Consider the following 15,433-nt stretch of genomic DNA (forward strand, 5'->3'; position numbering starts at 1 on the left):
TCTATGAGGCCGGGCGGGCGTGGTGGTGGCTGTCGACGCCAAGAGCATCGAGTAGCTCGGCCCGCAGCTCGCCGAGCTCGGCATCGGCGCGGTCGCGCGGACGGCTGCCGGGCACCTCGACGATGCGCCGGATGCTCGCGCCGGGTGCGCCGTCCGGGTCGCGTCCCAGCAGCACCACGCGGTCAGCGAGAGCGAGCGCCTCGTCGACGTCGTGGGTGACGAGAACGATGGTCGCGGGCTCGACGGCGTGGATATCGACGAGCAGGTCCTGCATCGTCAGGCGGGTGAGAGCGTCGAGGGCGCCGAACGGCTCGTCCAGCAGCAGGACACCCGGGCCGCGCGCAAACGCGCGCGCCAGCGAGACGCGCTGCGCCATGCCACCGGAGATCTGGCGGGGCCGCAGGTGGGCGGAATCGCTCAGTTGCACGAGCTCGAGCAGCTCGGCGACCCGACGCCGGCCGTCCTCGCGGTTCAGGGTGCGGGGAATTCCGAGCTCGACGTTGCGGGTGAGCGTTCGCCACGGCAGCAGGCGAGGCTCCTGGAAGGCGACCGCGCAGCGCTGATCGGCGGGAACGACAGCACGGTCGTCGATCGTGACCGTTCCTGCCGTGGGCACATCGAGGCCGCTGATCTGTCGCAGCAGTGTCGACTTGCCGCAGCCCGAGGCTCCAATGAGGGCCACGATCTCGCCGGCGGCGATGTCGAGGTCGACGTCGCGCAGCACCGTGCGGTCGGGGCTGCCGTCGGCGCCCGAGAAGGTGCGCCCGACGCCCGCGAGCCGCACCGGCAGTGCCGGGGAGGTCGCCAGAGTGGAGGGGGCGCTGAAGCTCATGCCGTCACGGTACGGGCGGGCACCGCGCCCCTTCAAACGGCCCCGACACAGTGCGACACCGTGTGAAACATTGCGTCACACGGTGTCGCAGAACGCCGCACAGGGCGCGAAGTAGGGCGCTAGGGGCGGTCGGCGATGGCGCCGAGCACTCCGTTCACGAATGCCGCCGAGTCGTCGGTCGACAGCAGGGTCGCGAACTCGACAGCTTCGCTGATCGCCACGGGCGTCGGAATGTCGGGGTTGTGCACGAGCTCCCACACGGCGACCCGCAAGATCGCTCGGTCGACCGCGGGCATCCGGGCGAGGCTCCAGCCGGTGGCGTGCAGCTCGATGAGCCGGTCGACCGCGTCGGCGTTGTCGATGACGCCGCGAACGATCTCTTCGGCATACGGCCAGCTGGATGACCGCTGCGGCTGGGCAGCGGCACGCTCGGCCTCCTCGCGCAGGACGTCGCGCAGCGACACCTGACGCACATCGGCGATGTAGAGCATGTCAAGGGCGCGCTTGCGCGCCTTCGAGCGGGCGCTCACGTTAGTCGTTGACGCGGCCGAGGTAGTCGCCCGTGCGGGTGTCGACCTTGACCTTCGTGTTCGCCTCGAGGAAGAGCGGAACCTGAATCTCGTAGCCCGTCTCGAGCGTGGCGGGCTTCGTGCCGCCCGTCGACCGGTCGCCCTGCAGGCCCGGCTCGGTGTAGGTCACCTCGAGCACGACCGACGCGGGCAGGTCGAGGTAGAGCGCGACGCCCTCGTGCATGGCGATCGTCACGTTCTGGTTCTCGAGCATGAAGTTCTTCGCGTCGCCAACCGTCTCCGACGGCACGGTGATCTGGTCGTAGTCGGTGAGGTCCATGAACACGAAGCCGTCGCCGTCCTGGTACAGGTACTGGTAGTCGCGTCGGTCGACCACGGCGAAGTCGATCTTCGTGCCCGCGTTGAACGTCTTGTCGACGACCTTGCCGCTCGTGACGTTCTTCAGCTTGGTGCGCACGAACGCGCCACCCTTGCCCGGCTTCACGTGCTGGAACTCGATAACGCTCCAGAGCTGGCCGTCGAGCGAGAGGACGCTGCCGTTCTTGATGTCGTTCGTGGTCGCCATGGCGTGTTCGTATCCGTTCGTGGGGTGCAAGAAGTCATGTGCGGTGCTCCAGGCACCGCCGGGGAAGTCTAGTCGACGCTACGCCCGACGCCGCACCTGGTCGAGGGCGAGCAGGTACGAGTGCTGGCCAAAGCCGGCGATCACACCGGTGGCGACGCCGCTGATGACGCTGGTGTGGCGAAAGCTTTCCCGAGCGTGCGGGTTCGAGAGGTGCACCTCGATGAGCGTCAGCCCCGCCTCCGTGACCAGCGTGGCTGCATCGCGCAGCGCGTAGGAGTAGTGGGTGAAGGCTGCGGGGTTGAGAATGACCGGCACGCGCTCGTCGACGGCTTCGTGAAGCCAGCCGATCAGCGTGGCTTCGTCGTTCGTCTGGCGCACGTCGAGCGCGACGTCCGGATGGTGCTCGGCGAGCATCCGTTCGATGTCGTCGAGGCTCATCGTGCCGTAGATCTCGGGCTGACGGGTGCCGAGCCGATCGAGGTTCGGGCCATTCAGCACCAGCACGCGGTCGGTGTCTGCCATGGCCCCACCCTACTGGCGACTCAGGAGCCGACCTCTTGGTACGCGCTGAACAGCAGCGACTCGTCGGTACCGTTCAGAACCCGGGGGCGGCCGACGTCATCGAGCACGATGAACCGCAGCATGCCGGCGCGCGCCTTCTTGTCGCGCTGCATGGTCGCCAGCAACGTCTTCCAGCGTCCGATCGGATACGTCGTCGGGAGGGTCAGCGACTCGAGGATCGCGCGGTGCCGGTCGACGACCGCGTCGGGTAGCCCCGTGGCCAGCCGCGACAGCTCAGCGGCGAAGATCATGCCGATGGCGACTGCCGAACCGTGTCGCCACCGGTAGCGCTCGGCGTGCTCGATGGCGTGTCCGAGGGTGTGGCCGTAGTTCAGAATCTCGCGACGGCCCTGTTCGGTGAAGTCGTCGCTGACGACCTCAGCCTTCACCCGAATGGCGCGCTCGATGAGCTCGCGAAACACCGCAGAGTGCGGGTCGGTGGCCGTCTCGACGTCTGCCTCGATCAGCTCGAGAATGCGCTCGTCGGCGATGAAGCCGGCCTTCACGATCTCGGCAAACCCGGCGAGGATGTCGTTCTTCGGCAGGGTTGCGACGATATCGAGATCGGCGACGACCGCGCGCGGCGCCCAGAAGGCGCCAACCAGGTTCTTCCCCTCCGCGGTGTTGATGCCGGTCTTGCCACCCACCGCGGCGTCGACGGCTCCGAGCACCGTGGTGGGAACGGCGACCCACGGCACTCCGCGCAGCCACGTGGCCGCGACGAAGCCCGCGAGGTCGGTCGTCGCTCCCCCGCCGAGTCCGACAATCGCGTCGGTGCGCGTGAAGTCGGTTTGACCGAGGATCTGCCAGCAGAAGGCGGCGACCTCCACCCGCTTGGCGCCCTCTGCGTCTGGCACCTCGGCAAGCAGCACCTCAGTGCGGCCCGCAAGCTGCTCACGCAGCCGCTCGGCGGTCGGCGCCATGGCCGGCGCGTGGATCACGAGCACCTTGGCGGCGTTCGGCGGCAACACGGAGCCGAGCGAGTCGACGAGACCGCGGCCGACGTGGACGTCGTAGCCCCCGCCGGAGGCAACGGGGATGATCGTGGCGTCGCTCATGACGCATCCTTCCTCTCGGGGGCGCCAGCGCGCACCCAGTCGGCAATCTCGGTGGCGATCGTGTCAGCGGGACGCCGGGAGCTGTCCCAGGTTGCCCTGGCGAGCATCCGATACGTGGGCATGCGGCGTTCGACGAGCGCCGCCCACTGGGCGACGCCGCCGGCCACGAGCGGCCGCGACGAACCCGAGCGGGTCAGGCGCGCCTCAGCGGCCTCCTCGGTGATCGTCAGCAGCGCGACGGGAAGACCGGCCAGGCGCTGCACCGTTTCGGGCGTCATGACCGCTCCGCCGCCGAGGGCGACGACGGCACCATCGACCGCGAGTGCCTGCGCGACCGCGTCTTTCTCGTAGGCGCGGAAGACGGGTTCGCCCTCGTGCTCGAAGATCTCGGGAATCGGCCCGTGCTGATCGACGATCAGGCGGTCGGTATCGAGAAACGAGGTCTCGAGCGCGCGGGCGACGCGCTTGCCGATGCGCGTCTTACCGGCCGCCGGTGGTCCGATCAGCACAACGGCGGGATGCACGGCGTCAGTCACCGGTGATGACGGCGGTCGCCAGGGTGGCGGGAATGGCCGCGCGATACGCCTCAAGGTTGCGTCGCGTCTCGGCGATCGAGTCGCCACCGAACTTGTCGAGGACGGCGTCGGCGACGACGAGGGCCACCATCGCCTCGGCGACGACACCGGCGGCGGGCACCGCGCAGACGTCGGAACGCTGGTGGTGGGCGGGCGCCGCGTCACCGGTTGCGGTGTCGATGGTGCGCAGGGCGTGCGGCACGGTCGCGATCGGCTTCATGCCGGCGCGCACCCGCAGGACCGTGCCGGTCGACATGCCGCCCTCGGTGCCTCCTGCCCGGTCGGTGAGGCGCTCGACGACACCGTCGCCGGGCACGAGCTCGTCGTGCGCGGCCGAGCCGCGGCGCCGGGTGGTTTCGAAGCCGTCGCCGACCTCGACCCCCTTGATGGCCTGGATGCCCATGAGGGCGTGCGCGAGCTTGGCGTCAAGGCGACGGTCCCAGTGGGTGTACGAGCCGAGTCCGGGCGGCACGCCGTAGGCGAGCACCTCGACCACCCCGCCGAGGGTGTCGCCGTCTTTGTGCGCGGCGTCGACCTCGGCGACCATCGCCGCCGACGTCTCGGGGTGCAGGCAGCGCAAGGGGTCGGCGTCGAGACGATCAACGTCGCCGGGGCGTGGCAGGGGCGCGTCGTCGGGCACCCGCACGGGGCCGATCGACAGCGTGTGGCTGACCAGACGGATGCCGAGCTCGCCGAGGAACGCGCGGGCGACGGCGCCCAGGGCGACGCGCGCGGCCGTCTCGCGGGCGCTCGCGCGCTCCAGCACGGGACGCGACTCGTCAAAGCCGTACTTCTGCATGCCGACGAGGTCGGCGTGGCCGGGGCGGGGGCGGGTCAGCGGCGCAGCCCGGCCGCCGGTCAGCTCTGCGGGGTCGACGGGATCGGGGCTCATCACGGTGGTCCACTTGGGCCACTCGGTGTTGCCGATGCGCAGCGCGACGGGGCTGCCCATCGTGACGCCGTGGCGGATACCGCCGGAGATGTCGAGCTGGTCGGCCTCGAACTTCATGCGCGCGCCGCGCCCATAGCCCAGCTTGCGGCGAGCCAAATCGGCCTGAATGGCCTCACGCGTGACGGGCACCCCGGCGGGGAGGCCTTCCAGAATGGCCACGAGTTCGGGCCCGTGCGATTCTCCAGCGGTCAACCAGCGCAGCATTACTCCATCCTCCCACGGCTCACCGGGCCCGGATGCACGGGGCTCGCCCCCTAGGAGGCCTCCGGCAGGGCGGCGCGCATCGCCGCCTCGACGGCCTCCTCGTCGGGTAACGGCGACTCGGTCTGACCGCTGACGAAAAAGCGCACCTGACGGACGGCCTGATGCAGCAGCATGTCGCGGCCCGAGGCAACGCGGCCGCCGGCCGCCAGCCACGGCGCGGCGAGCGGACCGGGCCAGGGCGAGTAGGTGACGTCGAGCGCGACCGCGGCGGGAACATCCGACAGTCTCAGCGGCGCCGGCAGCGGAACGCCATTGGGCAGCGTCCACGCGACGACGTCGGTGTCGTCCACGAGGTGGGCCAACTCGGCGACATCGACGAGGTCGAGCTCAAGTCCGAGGTCGTCGGCGAGGCGGGCAAACGCGCCTGCGCGGGCGGGGTCGCGCACGAGCGCCGTGACGCCGCGCAGGCCGAGTGAGTCGAGCGCGACGAGCACGCTGCGCGCCGTCGCGCCCGCCCCGACGATGACGGCGTGCTCCACGTCGGTCGCACCGGCGTCGGTGAGGGCGCGCTCAACTCCGGCGACGTCGGTGTTGCGGGCAATGCGGCGGCCCCCGTCGAGCAGCAGCGTGTTGGCCGCTCCGGTCAGCTCGACCGTGCGGTCGGCGCCGTCGGCGAGGGCGGCCGTCTCTTCCTTCAGCGGCATCGTGACCGACAGTCCTCGCCACTGGCCGTCGAGCCCGTCGACGAACTCCGCCAACCCCCCAGAGCGCACCTCGTGCCGGTCGTAGCCCCAGTCGAGGCGCAACACACGGTAGGCCGCACGGTGCAGCACCGGCGACAGGGAGTGCGCGATCGGCGACCCGATCACGGCGAGCCGACGATCAGGCACAGAACTGCGCGTTCTCGTCGCTCTCGCGACACCACGCCCGCAACCGCTCGACACCCTGTTCGTGCTCGGCGAGGGTGACCGAGAACTGCGTCTCTCCGGTAGCGAGGTTGATGGTCACGAAGTAGAGCCAGTCACCCTCGGCGGGGTTGAGCGCCGCGTCGATCGCGAGATCGCCCGGAGCGGCGATTGGCCCGATCGGCAGTCCGACGATCGCGTAGGTGTTGTACGGGTTGTCGGCACCGAGCGCGTCGGCGCTCGACCACACCGAGCCGGTGTCACCCGCCCCGTACTGGGTCGCGGAGTCGAACTGCAGCATCATGTCGATCGCCAGGCGATTTTGAATGACGCGCGACACCCGGAAGAAGTCCTCATCGAGCCGCGCCTCACGCTGGATGAGCGACGCGATCGTGAGCACCTCGTGGCGGTCCGACGCGTCGACGCCCCGAGCATCCAACCGGGAGAAGGTCTCGTTGACCATGCGCTGGATGTGATCGAACGCGGTGCCGCCGGGCTCGAAGGTGTACGTGGCGGGGAACAAATAGCCTTCGATGTTCGGCGCTTCTTCCGGGATGCCGAGGGCCGCCAGGTCGTCGGCGACCGTCTCGTAATCCTCGATCGGCACACCGGTCGCCTCCGAGAGCGCGGCGAACACCTCCCCCGCGCGCAAACCCTCGCGCACGAGTGCGCGAATGGTGATGATGTTCGCCGGGTCACGAAGCACATCGAGCGCCGCCTGCGCCGACATCTCTTCCTCGAGCGGATACGTTCCCGGCTGGAACTGGATGCTCGGGTCGGCCAGCAGCAGGTCGTAGAAGGCGTCGAACGTCATCGTGACGCCCGCATCGACGAGATTGCGCGCGACGTCGGAGCCAATGTCGCCCGGCTGGATCGCGAACAGCACCTCGGTGCCGTTGCCGGAGCCTTCGTAGTCGTTGGGCAGTTCGATGCCGAGCAGCGTGCGGATCTGCGGCTCGTAGTTCGACCAAGCCCAGTACGCGACGGCACCGGCGCCGCCCACCAGGAGCACGAACACGGCGAGCAGCACCCACGGCCACGTCCGGCGGCGCTTCTTCGGTGCCGAGCCGGCACCGGCCGTGCCGCGCGATCGGCTCGCGCGCCCGCCCGCCGCCCGCGCCTCCCGACGGCTCTGCGGCGCGGCGCCGGGGGGCGGCGCGGCCGCGTCCTCGGGCTCGTCGCTCGGCTGGGTGCGGAAAATCGCGTCCCAGGCGTCGTCGGTGTTGTCGGCGCCGGCGTTGTCGGGGCGGGAGTCGGTCACGATGTCGGGGGTCCTCCGTCGGCCGTCAGGATGGCGCCCGGTGCGTCCCCGCGGGAACGCTCGTGGTCGAGCGCGTGCTGGAGCAGAATAACAGCGGCCACTTGGTCGACGACCGAGCGGCTCGACTTCGTCGTGCGGCCCGCGCCGTGCAGGGCGCGCTGGGCAGACACGGTGGTCAAGCGTTCGTCGACCAGGCGCACGGGGAGCCCGCGCGCGGCCAACTCAGCGGCCAGCGCTCGGGCATCCGCGGTCGACGCCGTGTCGGCGCCGCTCATCGACAACGGCAGACCCACGACCAGTTCGATCGCGTCGTGTTCGGTGGCGAGGGCAACCAGGCGGTCGACCGTGTCCGGCCTGCGCGCCACCGTCTCGACCGGGGTGGCGAGCATGCCGTGCAGGTCGCTCTTCGCGACGCCGACGCGAGCCTTCCCGACATCGATGCCGAGCCGCACTCCCGACCGCACGGTGTCTAGCCTCGAAGCGCGTCGCGAACGGCCGCCAGAGCGTCGCCCACTCGCTCGAGAGCGGGGCCGCCACCCTGAGCCAGATCGTCTTTGCCGCCGCCCCCGCCGCCGAGCACCGCCGACGCACGCTTGGCCAACTCGCCCGCGCGAGCACCGGCGTCGCGGGCCTCAGGGCTCGTCGCCACGATCACGGTTGCTTTACCCGCCGCCGTTCCGGCCAGCGCGACCACGGCGGGCTGGCCCGCAAGGCGCTCGCGCACCGACTGGGCGAGCCGGCGCACATCGTCGGCCGACGACACGGCACCGAGATCGGCAGCAACGAGCTGCACGGCGCCGAGCGACTCTGCCGACTGGGCGAGTGCGGGTACCCGCTCCGACAGCTTCTGTGCCTCGAACTGCTGAATGCGCTTCTCGGCACTCTTCAGCTGCTGAGCGAGGTCGGCGATGCGATCGGCGAGGTTCTCGCGCGGCGTCTTCAACTGCGCGGTGAGCTGCTGCACCAGCGCGCGCTCGGCGGCGAACTCGCGGAACGCCTCGAGGCCCACGAGGGCCTCGACGCGGCGGTTCGTCGACCCGACGCTCGACTCGCTGACGAGGCTGATCATGCCGATCTCGGCCGAGCGCGACACGTGGGTCCCGGCACACAACTCGCGCGACCACGGGCCGCCGATGTCGACAACGCGCACGCGGTCGCCGTACTTCTCGCCGAATAGCGCCATCGCGCCCAACGACTTCGCCTCGTCGAGCCCCATCACGCGGGTTTCGACGGCGAGGTTGTCGCGCACGGCGATGTTGCTGATCTCTTCGATCTCACTGCGGGTTTCCGGGCTGAGTGCCTGGTTCCAGCTGAAGTCGAGCCGCATGTAGCCGGCCTTGTTGTACGAGCCAGACTGGTGCGCCTCGGAGCCGAGGGTCTGGCGCAGGGCGGCGTGGATCACGTGCGTTGCCGAGTGCGCCTGGGTCGCCGAGCGACGGTACTCGGCGTCGACGATCGACCGAGCGGCCATGCCAACCGCGACCTCGCCCGTGCGCACCTCGACGCGGTGGCTGACGAGCCCCGCGATCGGCCGCTGCACGTCGAGGACGTCGAGTTCGAAGCTGTGGCCGACGATCGCGCCCTCGTCGGCGTCCTGGCCGCCCGACTCGGCGTACAGGGTCGTGTCGGCGAGGATCACCTCGGCCAGCTGGCCGGCGCTTGCTCGATCGACGCTCTGGCCGTCGACGATGATGCCGACGACCGTGGTCTCGGCCTCCAGCTCGTCGTAGCCCAAGAATCGCGTCTCACCGAGTGAGCGGAAGCTGCCGTACACCGAGACGTCGGCAAGTACCGACTTCTTCGACTTCGCGTCGGCCTTCGCTCGGGCGCGCTGCTCGGCCATGAGCGTGTCGAATGCGGCGCGGTCGACCGACAGCCCGGCTTCCTCCGCCATCTCCAGGGTCAGGTCGATCGGAAAGCCGAAGGTGTCGTGCAGCTGGAAGGCGGTGTCGCCAGGAAGGACGGTGCCCCCGGCCTTCGTGGTCTCGGCGACCGCCACATCCAGGATGCTCGTGCCGCTCGCGAGCGTCCGCAAGAACGCGTCCTCCTCGCCGAGCGCGAGGCGCGACACGCGGTCGTAGTTCTGCGAGACCTCCGGGTACGCGGCGCTCATCGCGTCGCGCGAGGCGGCGAACAGCACCTCGAAGCTCGGGGCGTCCACGCCGAGCAGGCGCATCGCGCGGATCGAGCGGCGCATGAGGCGGCGAAGAATGTAGCCGCGCCCCTCGTTGCCAGGCGCGACGCCATCGGTCATGAGCATGAGGCTGGAGCGCACGTGATCGGCGATGACGCGCATCCGCACGTCGTCGTCGTGGTTCGCGCCGTAGCGGCGACCCGACAGCTCGGCAGCCGCGTCGAGAACGGGGCGCACCTGGTCGATCTCGTACATGTTCTCGACGCCCTGCTTCAGGAAGGCGACGCGCTCCATGCCCATGCCGGTGTCGATGTTCTTGTTCGGCAGCTCTCCGAGGATGCGGAACTCAGTCTTCGAACGCACCTGGTCGATCGCGTACTGCATGAACACGAGGTTCCAGATCTCGATGTAGCGGGTGTCGTCCACGGCCGGGCCACCCTCGGGGCCGTACGCGGGACCGCGGTCGAAGTAGATCTCGCTGCACGGGCCGGCGGGGCCGGGCTGCCCCGTTGACCAGTAGTTGTCTTCCTTTCCCATCGACTGGATGCGCTCATCGGGAAGCCCCGCAATGCGCTTCCACAGCTGTCGCGCCTCGTCGTCGTCTTCGTAGACGGTGACCCAGAGGTCTTTCTCGTCGAAGCCGAGACCGCCGTCGGCCTCCGGCATGGTGAGTAGCTCCCAGGCGTACTCGATGGCGCCTTCCTTGAAGTAGTCACCGAACGAGAAGTTGCCGTTCATTTGGAAGAACGTGCCGTGCCGGGTGGTCTTGCCGACCTCCTCGATGTCGTTCGTGCGGATGCACTTCTGCACGCTGGTCGCGCGCGGATACGGCGCGGGCACGACGCCGGTCAGGTACGGGATGAACGGCACCATTCCCGCGATCGTGAACATGACCGTGGGGTCATCGGCGATGAGCGAGGCGCTGGGGACGACGGTGTGGCCCCGCTGCCCGAAGAACTCGAGCCAGCGGCGCTGAATATCGGCGGTCTGCACCGGTTACTTCAGCTTGTTCGACAGATCGGCGATCGTGTCTTCCGCCTCGGCCACCGCGGCGCGCAGCTCGGCCTCACGCTGCTTATAGCCGTCGATCACGGCCGAGCCGAACTCGCGGGCACGAGCATCGACCTCGTCGAAGAACTGGGCACCCTGCTCGGTGCGGGAGTACTGGTGGGCGGCGACGGCACCCACCGCAACGCCGACGATGAACCAGAGAGCGTTCTTCATGAGGGACTCCTTACAGCCAAAGGTGGTGGCGTGCGCGAGACGGCGCGCGTACGGGCAGTCACCCAGCCTAGCGGCCCCGCGAACGACGACGGGGGCCCGGCGAACATGCCGAGCCCCCGTCGGGGTGAATCGTTGAGCGTTAGCGCGCGGCGTAGTACTCGACGACGAGCTGCACGTCACAGGTGACGGGAACCTCGGCGCGCTTCGGGCGGCGCACGAGGCGGGCCTGCAGCTTGTCGAGCTCGACCTCGAGGTAGCCCGGGGTCTTCGGCAGCACGTCAACGTGGCCACCGGCGGCGGCAACCTGGAACGGCTCCATGCCCTCGCTCTTGGGCTTGACGTGGATCAGCTGGCCCGGCTTCACGCGGAACGACGGGCGGTCGACGAGCTGGCCGTCGACGAGGATGTGGCGGTGCACGACCATCTGGCGAGCCTGCGCCGTCGTGCGGGCGAAGCCAGCACGCAGCACGAGCGCGTCGAGGCGCATCTCGAGCAGCTCGACCAGGTTCTCACCGGTCATGCCCTCGGTGCGACGGGCCTCCTGGAACACGTTGCGCAGCTGCGCCTCGCGGATGCCGTACTGGGCGCGCAGACGCTGCTTCTCGCGCAGACGGACCGCGTAGTCGCTGTCCTGCTTGCGGCGGGTGCGGCCGTGCTCACCGGGGCCGTACGGGCGCTTCTCGAGGTACTTGGCGGCCTTCGGGGTGAGGGCGATGCCGAGCGAGCGCGAGAGGCGGGTCTTGCTACGGGTACGTGACTTAGTCGACACGAACGGTTTCCTTCCATGACGTGGCCGCGGCGTTCGCGACTCACGGACGTACATCCCCCAACCGATCCGGACGCACGTCGCAGCGTTCCGGGGGTTCCGTGAGGAGAAGGGTGGGATGTGCTCGTGACCTGACGAGCCGGTAAAGCTTAGCAGAAGGGCGGGGTTCAGCCCTCGCTCGTGCGGCCCCGCACGATGGCGCGCAACTTCTCGAGCCGGGCGGCGATGTCGCGCTCGGCACCGCGGGAGGTGGGCCGGTAGTACTCACGGCCCACAAGCCGATCGGGCAGGTACTGCTGGGTCGACACCCCGTGCTCCTCGTCGTGCGGGTAGCGGTACCCCTTCCCGTGGCCGAGGGTTTTCGCGCCGGGGTAGTGCGCATCGCGCAGGTGGGTGGGCACGACGCCGGCCTTCCCGGCCCGCACATCGGCGAGAGCCGCGTCGATGCCGACGTACGCGGCGTTCGATTTCGGGGCAGTGGCCAGGTAAACGACGGCTTCCGCGAGCGGGATGCGCCCCTCCGGCATCCCGATGAGTTGCACCGCTTGCGCGGCAGCCACGGCCAGCGGCAGCGCCTGCGGGTCGGCGACGCCAATGTCTTCGGCGGCGGAAATGATGACGCGCCGCGCGATGAACCGCGGGTCCTCCCCCGCCTCAATCATGCGAGCGAGGTAGTGCAGGGCGGCGTCGGGGTCGCTCCCGCGGATCGACTTGATGAAGGCGCTGATCACGTCGTAGTGCTCATCGCCGGCCCGGTCGTACCGCAACAGGGCGCGGTCGACGGCCGCCGCGACCGCTTCCGCCGTGATCACGGGATGCTCGTCGTCGTCATCGGCGGTCGCAATCGCCGTCTGCGCGGCCGCCTCCAGCGCCGTCAACGCGCGCCGAGCATCCCCGGAGGCGAGGCGGACGAGCGCGGAACGCGCCTCGTCGTCGAGCGCGACGCGACCGGCGAGGCCGCGGGGGTCGTCGACGGCACGGTCGACGAGCATCCCGAGATCATCGTCCTCGAGCGGTTTCAGCGTCAGCAGGAGGCTGCGGCTGAGCAGTGGCGAAATGACCGAGAAGCTGGGGTTTTCGGTGGTGGCCGCGATCAGCACGACCCAGCCGTTTTCGACGCCGGGAAGCAGCGCATCCTGCTGTGCCTTCGTGAAGCGGTGAATCTCGTCGAGGAACAGCACGGTGGTCGAGCCGTACAGGTCGCGGTCGCTCAGGGCGCGCTCCATGACCTCGCGCACATCCTTCACGCCCGCCGTGATCGCCGACAGTTCGACAAACCGGCGCCCCGACTGACGGGCGATCGCCTGGGCGAGCGTGGTCTTCCCCGTGCCGGGCGGGCCCCACAGGATGACCGAGACCGCGCTCGGTCGGGCCGTGGCGTCGTCGGAGGCCAGCGCGACGAGCGGCGAGCCGGGACCGAGCAGATGCTCTTGCCCGGCGACCTCGTCGAGGCGGGTCGGGCGCATGCGCACGGCCAGCGGCGTCACACCGCGATGAAGGCCCTCCTGCTGCATCGCACCAGGCTAGCGGGGCCGGTTCGGGCGCATCAGCGGCCCTCGACTAGAGTTCGACGCGGTGAACAAACGTGGCGACGGTCGCCACGCAAGGAGGAGCGCATGGCCCAGGCGTCGTCGAAGGATCGGGAGTCTCGCGAGCGGCTTCGCCGCTATCAGGCGCGGCAGACCGTGCACGACACCGCCATCCGTCGTCGGAAGCGCGACAACGTCGGCGCCGTGCTCGCGCTGGTCGCCGTCATCGCTCTCTCCAGCGCCGCGCTCGTCGGCTACGAACTCGGCCCGGGCGCGCCCGAGCCCGACCCCACGGCATCGGCCGAGCCGACGCCGGAACCCACGGCCGAGGCGCCCGACCCCGCCCTGGCGGAAGATCGCACGTGGACGGGTCAGCTGACCCTGAACGACGAGGTCGAGCTCGGTATCGAGCTTGATGGCGCGGCGGCCCCGCAGGCGGTTGCCGCCGTCACCTCCCTCATCACCGAGGGCTTCTATGACGGCCTCACCTGTCACCGCCTCACGACGTCGAACATCTTCGTTCTGCAGTGCGGCGACCCCGACGGCACGGGCGGTGGCGGGCCCGACTTCCGCTTCGGCCCCGTCGAAAACGCGCCGGCTGACAGCCTCTACACGGCGGGCACCATCGCCATGGCCCGCGTCGGCGGCGACGGCTTCAGCATGGGTAGCCAGTTCTTCATCGTCTACGGCGACTCGGCGATTCCGAGCGACGCAGCCGGCGGCTACTCCGTGATCGGTCAGGTGACCTCGGGGCTCGATGACCTCACCAGCACGATCGTGGCCGGTGGCGTTGAGGGGGGCGCTGCCGATGGGCGCCCGCGCATCGATACGACGATCACGTCCATCACGATCGAATAGCGATGGATGTCCGGCCCGCCGTCTCGCCGAGTGCCGGGCAATCCCGTGGAATATGCTGAACCCCGCCCGCAGGACTCGCCTGCGCGCCTGGCGTCGATGAGGATGATGCACCCGTGGCAGTGAACGAGAAGACCACTTTCGGCCGAGTCGATGAGACCGGCACTGTCTACGTCACCGACGATGGCGTCGAACGCGTTGTCGGACAGTACCCCGACGGTACGCCCGAGGAGGCGCTGGCCTACTTCACGCGCAAGTACGACGACCTCGAGGGTCAGGTGCGCCTGGTTGAGCAGCGCGCCCGAAGCAGCGCGCCCGCTGCGGACGTCGCAAAGACCGTTGCGAGCCTCCGAGAGACGTTGACGGATGCGGCCGCCGTCGGCGACCTGCCGGCGCTGCGTGCGCGCCTTGACGCGCTGGGCGGAACCGTCGAGAAGCTCACGGAAGAGCAGCAGGCCGAAGCCAAGGCTGCGTTGGAGGCCGCGGTCGCCGAGCGCGAAGCGATCGTCGCCGAGGCCGAAGCGCTGGCCGCCAAAGACCCGCAGTCAGTGCAGTGGAAGCAGGCGTCGGCGCAGATGGACGCGCTGTTCACCCGCTGGAAGGACCACCAGCAGTCCGGGCCGCGTCTGCCGAAGAAGCAGGCCGACGAGCTCTGGAAGCGCTTCCGCAGCGCCCGCGGAACCCTCGACAGCAACCGACGCGCGTTCTTCGCGGCACTCGACGCCGAGCACAAGGGTGCGAAGCAGACCAAGCAGGCCCTCATCACGAAAGCGGAGGCGCTCGCCCCGCAGGGTGCCGCGGGCATTCCCGCCTACCGTCGCCTGCTCGACGAGTGGAAGGCCGCCGGACGCGCCGGCAAGAAGGTCGACGACGCTCTCTGGGCGGCGTTCAAGGCCGCGGGAGACGTTCTGTACCAGGCCAAGGCCGAGGTCGATGCCCGTGAGAACGAGGAGTTCCAGGGCAACCTCGAGCAGAAGCTCGCCCTCCTCGACGAGGCCGAGCCGCTGCTCAGCGCGACCGACCGCATCGTCGCCCGCAACACGCTGACGAACATCCAGCGCCGCTGGGATGCGATCGGCAAGGTGCCCCGTGACCAGGTGCGCGTCGTGGAAGATCGCCTCCGCAAGGTCGAGCAGGCCGTGAAGGCTCTCGAAGAGGCGCACTGGAACAGGTCGGACCCCGAGAAGAAGGCCCGCTCGGAGGGGCTCGCCGCGCAGCTTCACGACGCGATTGCTCAGCTCGAGTCTGACCTGGCCGATGCGAAGTCGGCGAAAGACGAGAAGAAGGTCGCCGAGCTCACCGAGGCGCTCGAGGCCCGTCGCGCCTGGCTCGCCGCCGTCGGCGACTGACGTTCCGCGCGTTATCCCCAGACCTCACCGTTCACGGGTTATCCCCCGGTCGGGATGAACGGGGCGGCGGTGCGCGGAGCGGTACGCACACTGCGGCGCATGTCTGCTCTGATCACTGACCCCGCGCCGTGCC

Annotated in this window: 16 protein-coding genes; 2 read left to right on the top strand and 14 right to left on the bottom strand. The window is 69.7% G+C overall.

Annotated elements, in window-relative coordinates:
- Nucleotide 1: 1 nt before the first annotated feature.
- The 14 genes from ACK4SC_RS01450 to ACK4SC_RS01515 all read right to left on the bottom strand — a co-directional run bounded on the left by ACK4SC_RS01450 (nucleotide 2) and on the right by ACK4SC_RS01515 (nucleotide 13,081).
- Nucleotides 2–832: an ABC transporter ATP-binding protein gene (locus ACK4SC_RS01450; protein ID WP_409614149.1), complete on the bottom strand. Its 831-nt coding sequence runs from the start codon at nucleotides 830–832 to the stop codon at nucleotides 2–4.
- Nucleotides 833–951: 119 nt separating this feature from the next.
- On the bottom strand, nucleotides 952–1,362 hold the full coding sequence (nusB, locus tag ACK4SC_RS01455; RefSeq protein WP_409614151.1) for a transcription antitermination factor NusB: 411 nt from the start codon (nucleotides 1,360–1,362) through the stop codon (nucleotides 952–954).
- Between the two features lies 1 nt (nucleotide 1,363).
- Entirely contained in the window at nucleotides 1,364–1,927 is a 564-nt protein-coding gene (efp, locus tag ACK4SC_RS01460; protein WP_130280582.1) for an elongation factor P, read from the bottom strand.
- 78 nt (nucleotides 1,928–2,005) lie between these two features.
- Nucleotides 2,006–2,449 (bottom strand): type II 3-dehydroquinate dehydratase, encoded by a 444-nt coding sequence (locus ACK4SC_RS01465; RefSeq protein ID WP_409614153.1) that lies wholly within the window; start codon nucleotides 2,447–2,449, stop codon nucleotides 2,006–2,008.
- Nucleotides 2,450–2,469: 20 nt separating this feature from the next.
- On the bottom strand, nucleotides 2,470–3,546 hold the full coding sequence (aroB, locus tag ACK4SC_RS01470; protein WP_409614154.1) for a 3-dehydroquinate synthase: 1,077 nt from the start codon (nucleotides 3,544–3,546) through the stop codon (nucleotides 2,470–2,472).
- A complete protein-coding gene (locus ACK4SC_RS01475; RefSeq protein ID WP_409614156.1) occupies nucleotides 3,543–4,070 on the bottom strand; it encodes a shikimate kinase in 528 nt (175 codons plus the stop codon). Before ACK4SC_RS01475 ends, aroB begins: the two co-directional genes overlap by 4 nt.
- Before the next feature lie 4 nt (nucleotides 4,071–4,074).
- The gene (aroC, locus tag ACK4SC_RS01480; protein ID WP_409614158.1) at nucleotides 4,075–5,277 is read right to left on the bottom strand and encodes a chorismate synthase; all 1,203 of its coding nucleotides are present in this window, start codon (nucleotides 5,275–5,277) and stop codon (nucleotides 4,075–4,077) included.
- 50 nt (nucleotides 5,278–5,327) lie between these two features.
- Nucleotides 5,328–6,167, bottom strand: coding sequence for a shikimate dehydrogenase (locus tag ACK4SC_RS01485; protein ID WP_409614160.1), 840 nt, complete (start codon nucleotides 6,165–6,167; stop codon nucleotides 5,328–5,330).
- A complete protein-coding gene (gene mltG, locus ACK4SC_RS01490; protein ID WP_409614161.1) occupies nucleotides 6,160–7,443 on the bottom strand; it encodes an endolytic transglycosylase MltG in 1,284 nt (427 codons plus the stop codon). The genes ACK4SC_RS01485 and mltG overlap by 8 nt, the downstream gene beginning before the upstream one ends.
- Entirely contained in the window at nucleotides 7,440–7,907 is a 468-nt protein-coding gene (gene ruvX / locus ACK4SC_RS01495; protein ID WP_409614163.1) for a Holliday junction resolvase RuvX, read from the bottom strand. Before ruvX ends, mltG begins: the two co-directional genes overlap by 4 nt.
- A 5-nt stretch (nucleotides 7,908–7,912) precedes the next feature.
- Entirely contained in the window at nucleotides 7,913–10,570 is a 2,658-nt protein-coding gene (gene alaS, locus ACK4SC_RS01500) for an alanine--tRNA ligase (protein WP_409614165.1), read from the bottom strand.
- A gap of 3 nt (nucleotides 10,571–10,573) precedes the next feature.
- Nucleotides 10,574–10,801 carry a hypothetical protein gene (locus ACK4SC_RS01505; RefSeq protein ID WP_096421343.1) on the bottom strand — a complete coding sequence of 76 codons (228 nt, stop codon included), beginning with the start codon at nucleotides 10,799–10,801 and terminating at the stop codon, nucleotides 10,574–10,576.
- A 139-nt stretch (nucleotides 10,802–10,940) separates the two neighbouring features.
- Nucleotides 10,941–11,570 (bottom strand): 30S ribosomal protein S4, encoded by a 630-nt coding sequence (gene rpsD, locus ACK4SC_RS01510; RefSeq protein ID WP_096421342.1) that lies wholly within the window; start codon nucleotides 11,568–11,570, stop codon nucleotides 10,941–10,943.
- Between the two features lie 164 nt (nucleotides 11,571–11,734).
- A complete protein-coding gene (locus tag ACK4SC_RS01515) occupies nucleotides 11,735–13,081 on the bottom strand; it encodes a replication-associated recombination protein A (RefSeq protein WP_409614167.1) in 1,347 nt (448 codons plus the stop codon).
- 102 nt (nucleotides 13,082–13,183) lie between these two features.
- Between ACK4SC_RS01515 and ACK4SC_RS01520 the strand changes: the two genes are divergently transcribed.
- Nucleotides 13,184–13,954: a peptidylprolyl isomerase gene (locus ACK4SC_RS01520; RefSeq protein ID WP_409614168.1), complete on the top strand. Its 771-nt coding sequence runs from the start codon at nucleotides 13,184–13,186 to the stop codon at nucleotides 13,952–13,954.
- 113 nt (nucleotides 13,955–14,067) lie between these two features.
- Entirely contained in the window at nucleotides 14,068–15,300 is a 1,233-nt protein-coding gene (locus tag ACK4SC_RS01525; RefSeq protein WP_409614169.1) for a DUF349 domain-containing protein, read from the top strand.
- Nucleotides 15,301–15,433 lie beyond the last annotated feature (133 nt).

It is taken from the genome of Microcella sp. (assembly GCF_046293215.1).
Taxonomy (GTDB): domain Bacteria; phylum Actinomycetota; class Actinomycetes; order Actinomycetales; family Microbacteriaceae; genus Microcella.